Origin of the sequence: Algoriphagus persicinus, assembly GCF_035156415.1 — a bacterium.
GTDB classification, from domain to species: domain Bacteria; phylum Bacteroidota; class Bacteroidia; order Cytophagales; family Cyclobacteriaceae; genus Algoriphagus; species Algoriphagus persicinus.
This window is the reverse complement of record NZ_JAYEEY010000026.1, coordinates 42,750-59,247: the sequence shown is the minus strand read 5'-3', so window position 1 is coordinate 59,247 and position 16,498 is coordinate 42,750. Positions and strand designations below refer to the sequence as shown.

Below are 16,498 nucleotides of genomic sequence, written 5' to 3'. Positions count from 1 at the left end.
CAATAATTCATTCTGAAGGAGGTACTATTCTATAATAATAATAGAACCAAATTCGGATTTGGAGATGTTTTTTTCATAATTCTTGAAATTGATCCGCACTGCATAATTCCCATTTGGAATAGCTTTTCCATTATATGTCCCATCCCAAACACAGGTGAATTCTTCAGAAATCAGATTGGTTTGGGTACATTGGAAGATCACCTGACCCCATTTGTTTAGTATGACTAGATCTAATTCGTCGATGAGGTAATTGGTGTACAATAAAAATTCTTTATCTGGATTCCCAGGCTGCACCGCATTGGGGTATATTACTCTTAGCTCACATTCTTCTATTGTGGTGAAAGTGGTTTGATAGGCGCAGCCTTCTTCACTGTAAACGGATAGGAAGTAATCACCAATTGATACCGGCTTGTACGTGGGACTAGTGGATACGAGCTGATCCCCATAGTACCACTCATAGCTGGCAAAACTGCCCGGGTTAATCATTGGTCCTATCTCATATTTTGGACAAATTTGATAGCTTTCTTCGACGAATGGTCTGACTATATCTGTACTTCTTAAAAGTAGAACTTTGTCATATCCTAACAGACATGGTGTTTGATTGAAAATACGAACTTCATAAGTTCCATCATTTACTGCTAAAATTTCTCTGTTGTTGCGCTCTCCTATCAGTTCTATTGGCTCACCTGTCGGAGACGTGTACCACCATTCGATAGTGGTGACTTGGCTGAAGTCTGCCTCTGCTCGAATAGTAGCAGACGGCGCATCAGGACAAAGTGGATCTGCCACTAGCATCACATCGACAGCTAAAACTGGAGCTAAGACCTCAAAGGATATGGGGGTAATGTGGCAAGCGATGACATCAGTAGGCTGTACTTCTAAGCTGTACATACCGGGAATGTCAACAGTTAAAAACTCACCGCTTCCTACTTGCATACCATTATTATCCCTCCAGACTATGTCAACATCCTTAATTGCATAATTACTGATCGAAGCCTGATAGGTTTGATTACCATCACAAAATTCTTCGTATAAAATCGGTTGAAATGCTACGGGGCCTACTAGTGTGACCACCAGTTCCTTCTGTTCTGGACAGTATGCAGTAGGACTATTGGTATCAAATGCCAAGAATGTGTATACTCCTGCTTCATCTAAGGTAAATGCTTGTCCAGAAGGTTTTTCAATTACTTCTCCAGAAGGTGTTGTGAGAAAGAATTCTAAATCTTGATTGGTCAGCGGGATCAGCTCATGGAAGTCACAGATAGTCAGTTGTGTGGGGATATCAAATTCCACTTTATCAGGCGTCAGGTCCAGCTGAAAAGTGGCCCTTCCGAGTTCGCAATCTTTATTGATTTGCGGAATAATACTGTATGCGATAGCCTCATAAGTACCGCCTATCTCAGTGGTGATGATAGTTTGATTTGTATATTCTGGTAGCTCCACTATTTCTCCAGCATCATCAAATCTCCTCCACTTAATATCGGTAACTGCCTCGGGTGATGTAGTGACCAATTCCAGAATAGCCTCAGGACCAAACTCACAGAGTTTGGTAGCTATTATGGATGCTTCTACAAACAGTATGGGTTCTTTCACTGTAAATTCTTTTGGAGAAAAGGGGCAATTTTCACTGTTTATGGGCTGCACTTCCAGTGAAAAAGTGCCTATAGAAGTAGGAGAGAGGAAAAGGCTTTGTCCTGTCCCGATAATATCTCCAGCGGCATTTTTCCAGGAAAAGGTAGCCAAACTCGGATCAAATCCATAAATCTCAGCTTCAAAAACCCGATTGCCGATCACACAGTCTTCACTTTTGAGGACAGGGTCAAAAGGTATGGGATCAGAAGTGTTTACGGTAAGCTTAAGTTCTGATGGACATACTTCACTTTGATTGGGTAGTATTCCTATTAAACTATATTCTCCCCCTTCAGTAAGGGTGAAAGGTTCGCCCGCATTTTTTGAGGTTGTGTTGCCGGCAGGATCTGTTAGGGTGAAAAGGAGGTTTTCTGTAGTCTGAGGAATTAGATCGTAGGACTCACAAATAGTTAGCTGTTCAGGTATTGTAAAGATCGTCTGGGGTTTACCTGGGATTTCAATAAGTTCTTTTCTAGGTAGTTTACAGCTGTCAGGGTCTAATATTTCGAAGAAATACTTTCCACCTCCCAGTTCTATCTTAAATGGATTTGCTGTAGGCAACGCCTCCTTCACGACCACGTCTCCTTTTTCGGTCAAAATCCTAAAAGAGCCCTCAGTTGGGCCATTTTCTAATTTGACATCGAAGGAGCCATTTGATATCCCATTGCTGGTACAGGCTTCTGCGGTAATGTTTTCAATAGCGAAATCCAGAACCGTGGGAGGGACGTTTAATGGTACTACGGCACCAAGTTTATTTTCGCAGCCATTGAGATAGGAATATAAGGTGTAGCCACCTGATTCTAGATTCGTAATTGTTATGGTTTCTCCAGCTAGATAAGGACCATAAGACGTACCTAGCCCCCCTACAATTACTTGATCTATATTGGTTTCAGCTTTTAGTTCTAATCCTCCATCCTGATTGAAACATCCACTTGCCCCAACTGTCGATAAAAGTGAAATAAGCGGTTCTTGGTTGTAAGTGAAACTACTTACGGCATGAGGACTGCAAGCAGGGTTTTCTAGATTTTCAACTATAAATTCTATACCGTAAACGCCGAAAGCTGGTAAATCAATGCTTGGCATAAATGTAAGCGACGATGAATTGCCTTTAGATATGCTAGTTGGCTGGCCAGGAACCGTCAGGAACCACTCGCCTTCTATGAGTGGGTCGGATGTGAAGGTGATACTGCCATCTTTGCAGACCGAAACTGAGCTGTTAATGATACTGATAGCGTCAAGGACTTCTACGGTCGATTGTAGGCTGGTCTTGCATATAGGGTTGGCATCCTTATCTGGCACATAAAATGTGACTGAATAAGTACCTGAAGTGCTTACACTAAGAGTATTTGAGAGGCCTATGACTACGTCGTTTTCATTTTTCCATTCGAAGAGATAGCTTGAGAAATTAGCACTTGATGGTGAGATGGCCTGTAGGTCTATAGGTTGGCCGGCGCAGATTCTATAATTAGGTGCAAGTGTGAGTGCTGGTCCGGTAATGACGTCTACTTTTTTTTCAAAGCTAGCGATGAACTTTCCACCACGGCTCACTTCTAAGAGGACTTTGTGCATGCCAGATGCCTCAAATGTGTATTCAATAGTTTGGAAAGCCCCGGGAGGTCTGGTAAACAATACTTTTCCATCAGGAGCTAGTACAGTCCATTTATATACATCAGTAACTACATCACCACCACCGGAAAAAACACCGATTACACTACCAAAGATGTTGCATAGCCCATCAGGACCAGTGAGCATTGGCTCGTTCAGCGAGGATTCTATATGGATTGATGCGTGTTCGTTTTTGAAAATATGCTTCAATGATGCCTCAGCAACAAAAATCACCATCAAGGAGAAAATGGAGATTGCAAAAGTTTTAAGGGATGCTTGAGTCAAAATAGAGGCTATAAACTTTTATTTACTACCCCTAAGGTACAATTTTATATAGGTAAAAAACAGTCACTGTCTTTAAGAGTCAATGAATAAGGGAGATGAAGAATTATCTCACAAATATCCAGTTATTTTGATCGCTCAGCTTATCAGAATACTCATATTCACCTTCATTGAACGTTTTCAATTGTTGAGGATCTGTGATTCTTTTTTTGATGGCAAAATTACTCATCATTCCTCGGGCTTGCTTGGCAAAGAACCCGATGATTTTATACTGGTCATCCTTGTATTCTTTGAAATCAATGTTGATCACTGGGCTTTTTAAAGATTTCATATGAACGGCTTTAAAGTATTCCTGTGAAGCGAGGTTAACTATCGCTTGCCCATTTGCAGCCTCATTGATGGCTTTTGAGATTTTCCTATTCCAAAATTCATAGAGATTTTTGCCTTTTTTATTCTCCAGTTTAATCCCCATTTCCAGGCGATAAGGCTGTATTAAATCCAAAGGTTTCAGCAGACCATATAGGCCGGAAAGAATTCTTAGATGCTGCTGCGCAAAATCAAAATCTGCCTTGGAATAGTCATCCACATCAATTTTGGTATAAACATCACCTTTGAACGCCAGCATCGCTTGCTTTGAATTTTCTTGAGTAAAGTCTTTCTGAAAAGTCTTAAAACGCTCCTCATTCAACTCAGCCAGATTTTCCGAGATATGCATTAGCTCGCCTATTTCTTTGGCAGATTTCTTTTTCATGATTCTCACTAGCGAGCGGGTATCAGTTTGGAAATCAGGTTGTGTTGACTCGTTGAAAGTTGGGGTGCTGTAGTCCAGCGTTTTGGCTGGCGAAATCAGAATAAGCATACTATTGAATTACTGTAATGGCTTTGGTTAATTTTTCTGTTTTGTTTTGATCTTCACTGGTAAACTTCACGACCACGGCATATGTTCCATTTGGCACAAATTCTCCTCGTACCTTACCATCCCAAGGACAGAAAGGTTGTCTTGGCTCCATATTTTCATGCATACAGTAGAAAATCAATTCACCCCAGCGATTGTAAATATATACTTCCACATCGTCGATATATTCATTTGCATAGAGTATGAAATTTCTATTTGTATCATTCAAAATCACAGCATTCGGGAAGACTATTTTCAGCGAACAGTCTTCTATTATATCTACGGTGGCCACATAGGCACAACCCAGATTGTCCGAAACGGTGAGTTCATATATCCCTCCCTCAGTTGGGGTAAATACAGCATCCTGGGATACCTCCAACCCATTTAACTTCCAAGAATAGTTGTCATATGTACCGGGGTCAATGGATTGTGTGACTCCTTCTATTGCGCAGATAGTAAATCCTACAGGTACTACTGGAGGTAGGATGGTAGATTTGGCTACGATACCATTGGCACGCCCAAGCTCACATCCTAGGCTACTTCTCAGCAATGCTTCATAGGTTCCTTCTTGAGACACTTCGATGATAGGCAATCCATCAAAAGCTGGAATTCTAGTTCGAGTTCCGTTGACTACAGAATACCATTCTATAGCTGCTACATTCGTCATATCTGCTACTACAGTAATGGTAGTACTCGTTTGCTCGGTACAGAATGGCACTATATCTAGACTCACCTCTACTCTTTGGGAAATAACTTCAGCTGTAAAAGGTTTTTTGTCAATCGGGCATAATCCTCCTGCAATAGGCTGAACTTCAAGAGTATAATCTCCCGATCTACTTGGGACAAACGTTTGTCTTCTTCCCACGATCACTCCCCCATTGTCTTTCCAAAGGAAAACAACCTCTGCCGGCGATACATTCTTCAAAATGGCTTCGTATTGAATACCGACCTGACAATCCACGATTGGTGGAGAAATTTCAAAATCTATTGGTTGGGTGATAGTTGCCACAATAGTCTCTTCCCTCGGGCAATTTACACCTGCTGGGTCTTCTCCTCTGACTGTGTATGTGTCAGATTGAGTGATTGTAAACTCTCCATTTGTATCAGGAGAAATGATAGTTCCTGTGGAGTTGGTTATTGTATAAGTTAATGCATCAGGAGAAGTAGGAGTGAAGGTGAAGCTTTCACAGGCCATCAAATCTGATGGAACGGAAAATACTACTGCGAATTTTTGAGCAATGGGATAAATAGTTGGATCTGGAATAGCGCAGCCACTCGGATCCTGAATTTCTATTGCATAATCTCCATAAGGAACAGCGATATCAAACTGATTTGTAGCCGTAAAGGATCCCTGAAACGTTTGTCCATCACCTTGCCTGGTCGCCACATAGGTACCTGATTGCGGAGAGTTGGTGAAGGTTACCGTTAGCAGGCCATTTTGAACCCCAGATGGCATGCATACTTCATCGGTAGGAGTGACTGTGTATTCGAATCCAGCTGGAGGATTGCTATTCTCTACAGTGACAGACGCAGTGAATGTACAGCCAGTACTATTTTCTGCTTCTATGGTGTAAACTCCAGGAAGTAAACCAGTTACTTGAACAGAATTCCCGGAGAGTACATTTGAGAAAGTATCTCCTGTCTCTAACACAGTTAATGTCTCAGCATCGGATTGCATCGTGATTTCAAATGATCCATCCGGCGTATTACAATCGGTAGCTGGAGTTGTTTGCAAAGCTGTGAAAAGAGGTAATGGATTTACCAATAAATCCAACTTTTTCTCAATAGTACATCCTACCAATATCGGGTCTTGAGTCACAAAAATAATCTCATAATTACCCGGGCCGGGTAATGTGTTGATGTATAGTTCTAGCTCGAAGAACTCACCTAATGCAACACGGGTTGGATCGCCATTGAGCTCATAGAACCATTCTCCTGTGATGGGAGTATTTGGGGCAAAGGTCACTGAAGTCTCCTCGTAACAGACTTCCGTAGCTGTCTGCGTAAGGTCAAACTGGAATGCAGGGCCTACAAAAATTTCTGCCGTTGAAGGGCAAGTTTCATAAAGTAATGCTTCATCATCCGAAAGTCCGTTAGGTAATCTGTAACTCACACTTACTGTATAAATGCTCTCTTCATCAACTGTAATCGTGTTTGAGTTTTCATCTCCAAAAACTTGTCCGGCAGCATTTGTCCATTGGAAATCATATAAACCCTCAGCAGGGTCATATCCTTCTATTGCTGTCAAGGTAACAGGGTTGCCAGCACACAGAGTAGCATCATCTGCCAAAGTCAATTCTGGTGGTGCTTCGACCAAGATCTCAGTACTCGAGCGGAAATATTCAGGATCACCGCACCTATCTACTCTCAGCTCTACTAGGTACGTACCAGGGTTGTTGAAAATCTGATCCAAGTTTTGGAATTCATCGCCAGGCCCACCGTAGTCGCTTCGAATGATAGTGCCATCATCCATATTGGTGATGGTCCAGAAATAGCTGTCAATATCTGGTTCTCCACCGCCTTCGAGAAGAGCTCCAGCGCCAAGTTCAGGATCCAAACAAAGTCTTAATGGAGCAGCGAGGATAGGTTCTGGTATCGAACTTCCGGAGTTTTGCACGAAAGAAGGTAGTCCTAAATTGGATGTTCCCGGCATGGCTTCTACGCCATCTTGTGTAAAGGTGCTTTGAGAATTACAGCCAGAACCTACGTTGATTTGCCCTATTCTATTGTCCCCGACTACAGCTGCATAGATCTGACCATTTGGTCCGATTTGTAATGCTCCAAGGTTAAGTCCAGCTGTTTGACTGATTTGATTTTTGGTGCTGATGATACAGGCTTCTATTTCTGCTCTGGTGCTAGCTCCATCAAAGCAAGTTGGGCAAATAGCTGCATCAGGATCATCGTTATCATTGGCTGTGATGATAAATTCTTCTATTCCCGGCCCACCATTTCTATAAGAAACCAGTACTCGCTCTCCATCTTCTGAAAACTCCATTCCATAAACATCACCATCACAGCCTAAGTCAATGCGAGCGTACTCAGTCATTTCTCCTGTGTCGCTGTCAAAATCAAATATTTCCAGCTTATTACATCCTCCTTCAGTAATCGTGACTGCTACTTTGTCACCATCAGAGTTAAATTTCATAGCTCCTACTCCCGAATTAAAACCATGATTGCTTCCTCCAGAACTGAGGATTGGTTGACCGATACCACTTGCTGAAATAGGATATGCTCGGAAAGTATTATTTCCTAGCTCATGATACATTACCCAGGTGGTGTCTCCTGCATCCAAAGCTGCGGAATGCTCCGTGGAAGGACTAAAGAGGAAATTGTCTTTCGTGACTACATTTCCTACTCCGGTTGGGTTTTCAGATTTGATATCTACCAGAGAGTATTTAGCTACATTTTCCCCGTTTGCGGATACTTGTGTGGTGAAGAGGTAAAAGAGTGTTTCTTCTCCCGGAACTGGGACAGCGATCACCCCTTGGCTACTTGAGTTTTCACCGCCTATATCATTGCCGTTTTCCATCAAGTCTCCGTTAAGATCCCATACAGATTGCCCGTCAGTATAGAAAAGTACTTGACCGTCTTGACTAGAAATTGTTGTAGTTCCAGCAGGGATATTTTGTGGATGTCGGGATGCTATCGGGCGTGGAGTAGGTGCGTCAGGGTCGTCAGGATCGGGGTTGAAATCCAATCCAGCGCCATCTCCGAAGTACCAAATATTGTTGGTTTGGTCTTCCACGTCCCACATTTTAACTCGAATCTCAGCATATGCATAACAAGAGGAACCAGGCTCACGAACTAAAGCCCAATACAATCCTGGTTTACATACCAGATTATCTTTTCTATCGGTCCAGCCTTCGTCTCGATAATTAGACCAGAAATATTCGTAATTATCTTCTCCACCCTGTCCACTACCTACTCCGCCTCCACCTCCGGCGCCTCCATCTTCTTCACCTTTTTGAGCAGATAGCAATGGGCCAATATCTATGCAGGTTTCACAGAGTGTAGTGTCTTGAGGAGAGAAATAAGCCTGTAAATCATTTTTGGTCAAAGGGACGGTGTGATTGACTTCTTTTTTTACCCCATCTGCAAAAGTGACTGTTAAAGTAATGTTTACACTAGTTTCTTGTGCGGCGTCAGCAGGTATTAGAAAATGCTCCTGAGTGTAATCAGCGGGTAACTCATTCCCAGTCGAATCTCGGAGTGGAGGATCAAATGCCCAATGAAAACTTACGGGTCTGTAGTTCTCAGGGGTTAAAACAGAAGTAAGTTGGACTGGGTTATTGGCACAAGGCATTTCTGGAGCCCAAGTGAAATCGACCGTAGGCTCTATGTCAGCATTTGGGGCAAAGGTGGGGAAGACCGTTCCACAGAAGTCGGTTCCTGCAAATGGATCTTCTTCTACATTGATTAATGTAAGATCTTCTTCGTTAGGATTGGTTACTTTTCCCATCATCTGTGGACCGCCGTCCACTTCCTCATAGAGATAATAGATGCTTCCATCTGGCCCTGCTTTGATGTCATGTACCGCAAAAATCCCAACAGGAGGTGTGCCAGGCCCATCTATGGGCATTACTTCTGGCGAAGCAGAAAGGTTAGCTGTAGGTACTCTGAATAAGGAATCCCCTGCGGAATAGAAGATGTAATTTCCGTCTGGTGAGAATTCTGCCCCGCCGTATGTCCCAGTGCCAGAAGATTGGGTGATAGGAGTTGGTGATCCGAATGTCCCTCCGCTCGTGTTAAAATTAAGTACTAATATGGGATCTGAGTCAGACTCAGGTATGATGATTAATTGATTGGTTTCTTCATTGAAGACAATTTGCTTTGGAGTGGAGGTAATTGCCTGAGTGTCTGTATTCGAGAAACTCCCCTCACTTGCACCTATGCTCCGGGAGATTAGATTTCCATTTTCGAAACTGATCAAATAGGAAGGTGAGGAAGGTGTTTTTACGACTAAAAGTGCGCCGGACCCATTACCAATTGAGTTGTCCTTGGAGGTGATTTCTCCCAATGGTCTTTCATTTCCTGTAGCTTGTCCGGGCGCGTTCATATCCACCACGGCATACTGCAGCTCACCGCCTAGAGAGAGGTAGAAGATATAAAAGAGCTTATTCCCATTTGGATCGTATTGGAGAAATCCGGTGGCCACTTGCTGGACTCCGTCTATATTTCCGTTCAGTCCAGAGCCGACACCCTGTATTGGGTTTTGACTGAAATCATAAACTAGTTCCCCATTGGTTAGAAATAAAGTTTGTCCAGTGATAGGGTCTATGGCTAGTGCAGAATTGTTTTTTGTAAAGACAATTGATCCCGGGATTGACTGCACGGTAGGCGTATCCCCTTTACCGAAGGATAAATAATTGTTTTCCGTAGATCCCCCACAATAGCCGAATATCCACTCGTTGTTATTAAACCCCTGCGAATACACAGTAGAATTAAATACAAAAGTTGTAAATAGTAGGGCAATAGCAAAAATGTAGGGTAACCTTATGGAATTAGGGCTGCTTTTCATAATTTTCGAACTGCTTCTAAAACAACATACGTTCTGTATCGTTGAAGAAGCCTACTGAATATTCAAATTAACGAACAAATACTTGTCACGGTCTCTGGTTTACGTTGTTTTTCTTGGTGTGGTTGGACTATTTCTAGGAACCAATGCCTATGCACAGGATCCGCAATATAGCCAATATTATGCGGCACCTCTTTACTTAAATCCAGCTTTTGCAGGATCTGAGTTGACGGGTCGCGTCGGCTTCAATTATCGAAATCAATGGCCAAGTATTGATGCACAATTCACGACTTTTTCTGCCTACTATGATACCTACCTTAATGAGTATAACTCGGGCATAGGGCTAATGGTTATGCAGGACACCGAGGGAGCTTCGAAACTTCGCTCTACCACCATTTCTGCAATTTATTCTTACGAGCTGAAGCTGGGAGATAATGCGTATTTCCGCCCTGGGTTTCAAGCAAGCTATATCCGGAGACAGATTGGCTTTTATGAAAATCTGATTTTCGCCAATCAAATCAATCCTAATGATCCCTTTGGCCCAATATTCCCAGGTTCGGATATCGCAGGTTTAGGCGATCCTGTTAATATGCTTTCCCTATCTTTTGGGGGACTGTTTTTTACGGAGGACTTTTGGATCGGCGGATCAGCTCACCATGTCAACCAACCGAATCAGTCCTTTATTGATGGGGATAGTCCCTTGCCAGTGAAGTTCTCTGCGCATGCCGGCTATAGGATTCCTTTGGGTGAAGGTGCTATGCGTGGCGATTTTACCCATATTAGGAAACAACGCTACCTTACACCTACTATTAATTACAAAAAGCAGGGGCCTTTTGAGCAACTTGATGTTGGAGCTTATTTTTATGTAGAGCCAATCGTTTTTGGCGTTTGGTATAGAGGGCTTCCATATAAGAAAGTGGAGGAGCAGAGTAACCGTGATGCAATTGTCATGATGGTTGGCCTCAACCTGCTTTCTGGGTTAAATATCGGGTACAGCTTTGATTATACAGTTTCACAATTGGGTATTCAGTCTGGAGGAGCTCATGAGTTGAGTTTGTCTTGGACTTTGCCAAACAGCAATCAAGGCCAACCAAGAAGAAGAGATACGCTACTTCCTTGCCCTAAGTTCTAAATTAGCTTATCTCCCGCAAAGGCGCAGAGGCGCAATTTTAAGTCACATAAATCAGGGTAGAGTCTTTCAGAGTAGGACATATCTGTGAATAAATAATCATGCGAGGTTCGAAAAAAAAATAAAAGTCTTCGTGTCATTAAGGCGGGAGAAAAGCTGCGCCTCCGCGCCTTAGCGGGAGATATTTTATCCAGTGCAGTTGCGAGAAATAATAACCAATAAAAAAGCTGAAACGATCTCTCATTTCAGCTTTAGACTATAAACTGCTATCAGCCTTAGAGAGCGTAATACTCTTCCCAACCTTTTCTAGGGACTTCACCGCCAAGTAGTTGATTTGCAAGGGGGTTATTAGTGATTCGTTGTGTTTCTCTATCAAATTTCAAGGTAGTATTCAACTGCTGTGCTAATACTCCCAGGCAGAACACTTGGCTTAGCGGGCCAGCAATCTCAAAGCGGGAACGAGTTTGTTCTTCGCCTTTGCAGGCTTTCAAGAAATTAGCAAAGTGATTGGATGGGCTTTCAGGCACTTCAGGAAGTTTGCTTGCCATGTCTTTAGCTTTTTCCTCCCCAATAATCGAAAGCGTGCTGCCATGAGAGCCGCCCTTGAACGTAAGGTCTTTGCCATAAATAATTTTGCCAGGATTTAATTTCGCAGGCTGAATCTGGCCCGTGCTGGCGGCCGGTATTTCAGAATTCAATTCGGAGACTCCATAATCTTCAGGTACTGGTGGTACATTATCCACCCCATCATACCAAGTCATAGTCAAAGCCGGCATCCCTTCTCGCTCTGGAAATTTGAAAGCAAGTGTTGATGACATCGGGAAGAAGAAAGGATTGTGACCTCTCAGCATCACTGGATCTACCTCATATGGAAGACCTAAATCCAGAAATTCGTGAACTGTATCCATGGTATGTGCTCCCCAGTCGCCTAAAGCGCCCATACCAAAGTCATACCAGCATCGCCACTGGCCGTTGATGAAGTCCTTGTTGTAATCATGAGCGGATCTAGCCATCAGCCAAGTATCCCAGTCCAGGGTGGAAGGAATAGCTTCAGCTTTCGGGAAGCTTTGCATATTTACATCCCAGCCATGCCATCTTCGTGGGCTATTCATATGAGCTGTCACTGCGGTCACATCCTTGATGATTCCCGCTTCTTTCCATGCTTTAAATTGGAAATAGTTTCCCTCAGAGTGTCCCTGATTTCCCATTTGGGTGACTACATTATGCCGTTTGGCACTATCCATCATGAGTGACACCTCATTGAAGGTACGGGCCATGGGCTTTTCTGTATAGACATGCTTGCCTTCAGACATGGCTAGCATGGTGATCGGGAAATGGGAAAAATCCGGTGTTCCTACAGTAATAGCTTCAAATCCATTTCCAAACTCATCAAACATTCGTCTAAAGTCCTGAAACCGTTTTGCATTCGGGAACTTGTTCATGATTTGGCTGGTATGCGGTGCCCCCATGTCCACATCGCAAAGTGCCACGATATTACAAAGGCCGGTATCATACAGTGCATTGATGATTTGAGCACCTCTGTTTCCTATTCCGCAGCAGGCGAGATTTACTTTGTCACTCGGGGCAATATGCCCCATGGATTTGCCAAGCACGGCAGAAGGGATTATAGAAATCCCACTAAGTCCAAATGCGGCTAGTGAGCCGGTTTTTAGAAAATTTCTTCTGTCTTTTTTCATATGTTAAGGGTATTTGGGTAATGCGAATTGTATTTTGGATGAGAAAGTAGGGATTTTTACTGCTAGTCTTTTTATTTTTCTGTAGAAAGGAGAAAGAATCAACGGAATCGATACCGAAAGAGAATTTTGAAGACGGGACGAAAACCCTTGAAAGTTTTAGTATTTTCCCAAATCATTCCCTTAAAAAAAAACATGAATAGTACATCGCCCCTGAAGTCTGCATTCTTAGTAATTTTGATTGCAGTCCTTTCAATTTCCTGTGTTTCAGCCCAAAATGGCAAAATCTTCTTACAATTTGAAGGGAAAGATGGCCTAGGCAAAGGCAAGAATGTAGTCTTGATCTCGGGAGATGATGAGTACCGATCTGAGGAATCCATGCCCATGATGGCGAAAATCCTATCGACCCATTATGGGTTTAATACGACAGTGCTTTTCCCAATCGAACCGGAAACAGGAAATATAGTACCTAGCTACCAAACCAATATCCCAGGATTAGATCATTTGAAGAATGCTGATTTGGTCATTATGCTTATCCGTTTTCGGGATCTTCCTTTAGATCAGATGAAGCATTTGGAAGATTATTTTAAATCGGGTAAGCCGTTCATAGCTCTTAGGACTTCCACACATCCTTTTTCAATTAAAGACAAAGACTCTCCTTATGCCAAATGGACTTGGAATAGTAAAGTCGCCGGCTGGGAAGGTGGATTTGGCCAGCAGATCGTAGGGGAAACTTGGGTCGCCCACCACGGTATTCACAAATCTGAAGGAACAAGAGCTTTGATTGATGGAGTTGATCGTGATGCAGATCATCCGATTCTGAGAGGTGTGGATGATATCTGGGCGCCAACGGACGTTTACTCGATTAAGAATTTGACCTCAGCTGCCAATGTGCTTTTATACGGACAATCTACCGCTGGAATGACTCCAGAAGCACCGCTAATGTGGGATAAGTCAATTATGCCTATCGCTTGGACGAAAGATTACTCGCTAGATGGTGGGAAAACAGGTAAGGTTTTGGGAAGCACGCTGGGTTCTTCGATTGACTTCCAGGTGGAAGATATGCGTCGTTTGATAGTAAATGCTTCCTTTTGGCTTTTGGATATGCCAGAAGTCATTACGCCTGAGCTTTCTGTAGAAATAGTAGGGAATTATGAGCCTACGATGTTTGGCTTTGATAGTTTTCGGAAGGGGATGAGGGTAAGTGATTTTAAGTAAATATTTAATTTTCCGATATTTTCAATGATGAATGATGAACATCAAATGTTGAATATTGAAGTGCTAAATAAGTTGAGTTAATAAGAAGGAGAATAATTCATGAACAAAATAGGGTTTAATGTGCTGGCCTGGTCGGCTGAGATGTCGGAAGAGCTATTGCCTGTTCTCGATCGTTTGAAAAAGATTGGGTATGACGGCGCTGAGTTTTTCATCGGCGGTTCGCCTGAAGAATCCTTCAAATTGATAGGAAGGCATTGTGCAGATATAGGATTGGAAGTGACGGCAGTGACGGTGATGGGGGCTGATCAAAACCCAATTTCGCAGGATGCTAACGTACGAGCAGCGGCCAGCGAACAACTCAAATGGGTAATCGATAGAGCGCATGATCTAAATGCTCAGGTGCTTTGTGGCCCGTATCATTCTGGATTCACAGTATTTGCATCACGAGAACCTATAGAAGAGGAATACAATTGGTCAGCTGAATACTTACACGCTATGGGTGATTATGCCCAGCAAGCTGGCGTATTGTTGACTCCTGAGGCATTGAATAGATTCGAATGCTACCTCTGCAATACCATGGAGCAACTTTCCTATTTGCTGAAGAAAGTCGATCACCCAAATGTCCAGGCGATGTTTGATACCCATCATGCGAATATCGAGGAGAAAAACCTTGGAGATGCTATTAAGTTTATTGCGCCTCAATTAGGCCATTTCCATATATCTGAGAATGACCGCGGAACTCCAGGCTCTGGTCATGTAAATTTTGACGAGACATTCAAGGCACTGGCTGATATCCAATACAATGGCTGGCTGACTATCGAAGGATTTACCAGAAATGATCCTGCTTTTGCCAACTCCATCGGCGTATGGAGAAATTTCTCCGAGCCTTGGGATATGGCGGAGAAAGGGTATAAGTTGATTAAAGGAATGGGGGAGAAGTATGGGTTGTAGATAGAAGCGGGAAGATGGAAGACCGAAGGTGTGGAGCGTTTCCGTGAATAGCGAGCGTTCTTGTTCTGTTTGTGTAAAAATCCAGAATATTAAAAAGTTTGATTTTGGCCTTATGAGACCAGGTTATTTTTCGCTTTGCCAAAGATTGTGTTGCTGAAATTTTCTATATCATATGATTCAATTCTGAGCCCTTATAAAAGCGGAATCAACATAAAATCCAATTTCACTTTTATTGATTTGCCGATTTATGATCCATTTCTAAACCAACGGTAGTTCGAGGTTTAAAGCCTGGCCATTCTTTCTTTTCAGCATCTTCTTTGACATCCAAATATGATTTATAGTCTTCTTCTCCTTTGAGGTAAAAACCTAGAAACGCTGTGACAAAATGTTGATTAATATTGTTGATTCTACGCATATCCCAAACAGAATCTGCATATCTCAAATATTCATCTATATGTCTGGCTGAGTCAAGAGATTCTGCTGGGGCAGGATTTGGGGCAGTATTGTGACGTGCATTTATGTAGGTAAGTAGGTACCTCTCAGAGTTAATTGCTCCTTCGTAGATCGCTTTGATACCCTCTTCATAGCCAGAGATATCATCTTTACTTCCTGCAATAAATAGTGAAGGGATTTTGATGCCCGCCAACCCTTCGGCATTCCAAACTCCTCGCTGCATACCCCAAGGAGCAAAAGCTACTACCACCTTGATCCTTGGATCTATGGAGGCCTCAAATTCAGGGTTACCCATAGTTCGTTTCAATAAGGCTTTACTTCCGCCGGTCATACCTCCAAAAAGTTGTGCCGCCTGAGGACTGTATCCAGCCCCAGCCACATTGACTACTCCATAGCCACCCATTGAATAACCGATCAATGCGGTATTGTCCGAGTCCACTAGACCCTTTAAAAAGGATCCATCTTTCTGACTCAATCTTGCAATTTCATTAAGGATAAAAAGATCATCAAGAGACCGATTGAGAAGGGTACTCTGAAAGCCTGCTGCATCGCGAAAGGTTGATTCGGTATGACCTATTGCCACGACAACATAACCTTTTGAAGCAAGATTCTCTGTCAAATAAGTCATCAAATATCTGGAACCTGTATATCCATGCGAAACGATCACTAAAGGAAAGGAATCATCACTGAAGGCCGGATTTGCATTTCTTGTGGCTCTACCGAGAAAAGTGAAGGGGGTAATAGGTCTGGTAGGCGAACCATTCTGTCCCATTACTTCATCGTAGGAAATCAATTCAGTTGATCCGGCAACCGCTGCTGCTGGATACCAGATTTCTACTTTCAATGGTCGATTGTAAAGCGAATCTTCACCTTTACCGTAATTAAGAATGTCAAGCTGATTTTCATGAATTAAATCCATGGTCTGTACACCCACAGCATATTCTCCTCGTGCGGCTAATTCCGGGGCGTCAGGCAATAAATCTCCATACACAAAGGAGGTTGCTGTGGACTGTCCGAAGTTGATAGAAAAAGTACTTATAAAAAGTACAGCTGTTAGAAGCGAGACTAGAAAACGCTTTTTGATCATTTCATGTGGAATTTTAGGTTTACTGGTTCAAGATAAGAAA

At 42.8% G+C, this 16,498-nt stretch carries 8 protein-coding genes; 3 read left to right on the top strand and 5 right to left on the bottom strand.

The window, feature by feature from the left end; all coding sequences use genetic code 11:
- Nucleotides 1-24 precede the first annotated feature (24 nt).
- The 3 genes from U3A58_RS17785 to U3A58_RS17775 all read right to left on the bottom strand — a co-directional run bounded on the left by U3A58_RS17785 (nucleotide 25) and on the right by U3A58_RS17775 (nucleotide 9,929).
- Nucleotides 25-3,519, bottom strand: coding sequence for a hypothetical protein (locus U3A58_RS17785; RefSeq protein ID WP_323825746.1), 3,495 nt, complete (start codon nucleotides 3,517-3,519; stop codon nucleotides 25-27).
- A 103-nt stretch (nucleotides 3,520-3,622) separates the two neighbouring features.
- Nucleotides 3,623-4,375, bottom strand: coding sequence for a peroxide stress protein YaaA (yaaA, locus tag U3A58_RS17780; RefSeq protein WP_323825745.1), 753 nt, complete (start codon nucleotides 4,373-4,375; stop codon nucleotides 3,623-3,625).
- 1 nt (nucleotide 4,376) lies between these two features.
- Complete coding sequence (locus U3A58_RS17775) at nucleotides 4,377-9,929, bottom strand: T9SS type B sorting domain-containing protein (RefSeq protein ID WP_323825744.1); 5,553 nt, start codon at nucleotides 9,927-9,929, stop codon at nucleotides 4,377-4,379.
- Between the two features lie 82 nt (nucleotides 9,930-10,011).
- Between U3A58_RS17775 and U3A58_RS17770 the strand changes: the two genes are divergently transcribed.
- Entirely contained in the window at nucleotides 10,012-11,058 is a 1,047-nt protein-coding gene (locus U3A58_RS17770) for a PorP/SprF family type IX secretion system membrane protein (protein WP_323825743.1), read from the top strand.
- Between the two features lie 272 nt (nucleotides 11,059-11,330).
- Here U3A58_RS17770 and U3A58_RS17765 read toward each other — a convergent pair whose 3' ends face one another.
- Complete coding sequence (locus tag U3A58_RS17765; protein WP_323825742.1) at nucleotides 11,331-12,752, bottom strand: Gfo/Idh/MocA family oxidoreductase; 1,422 nt, start codon at nucleotides 12,750-12,752, stop codon at nucleotides 11,331-11,333.
- Between the two features lie 192 nt (nucleotides 12,753-12,944).
- Here U3A58_RS17765 and U3A58_RS17760 point away from each other — a divergent pair, with 192 nt between their 5' ends.
- A complete protein-coding gene (locus U3A58_RS17760) occupies nucleotides 12,945-13,967 on the top strand; it encodes a ThuA domain-containing protein (RefSeq protein WP_323825741.1) in 1,023 nt (340 codons plus the stop codon).
- Between the two features lie 99 nt (nucleotides 13,968-14,066).
- Nucleotides 14,067-14,918, top strand: a complete 852-nt coding sequence (locus U3A58_RS17755) for a sugar phosphate isomerase/epimerase family protein (protein WP_323825740.1) — start codon at nucleotides 14,067-14,069, stop codon at nucleotides 14,916-14,918.
- A 229-nt stretch (nucleotides 14,919-15,147) separates the two neighbouring features.
- Here U3A58_RS17755 and U3A58_RS17750 read toward each other — a convergent pair whose 3' ends face one another.
- Complete coding sequence (locus tag U3A58_RS17750; protein ID WP_323825739.1) at nucleotides 15,148-16,458, bottom strand: alpha/beta hydrolase family protein; 1,311 nt, start codon at nucleotides 16,456-16,458, stop codon at nucleotides 15,148-15,150.
- Nucleotides 16,459-16,498 lie beyond the last annotated feature (40 nt).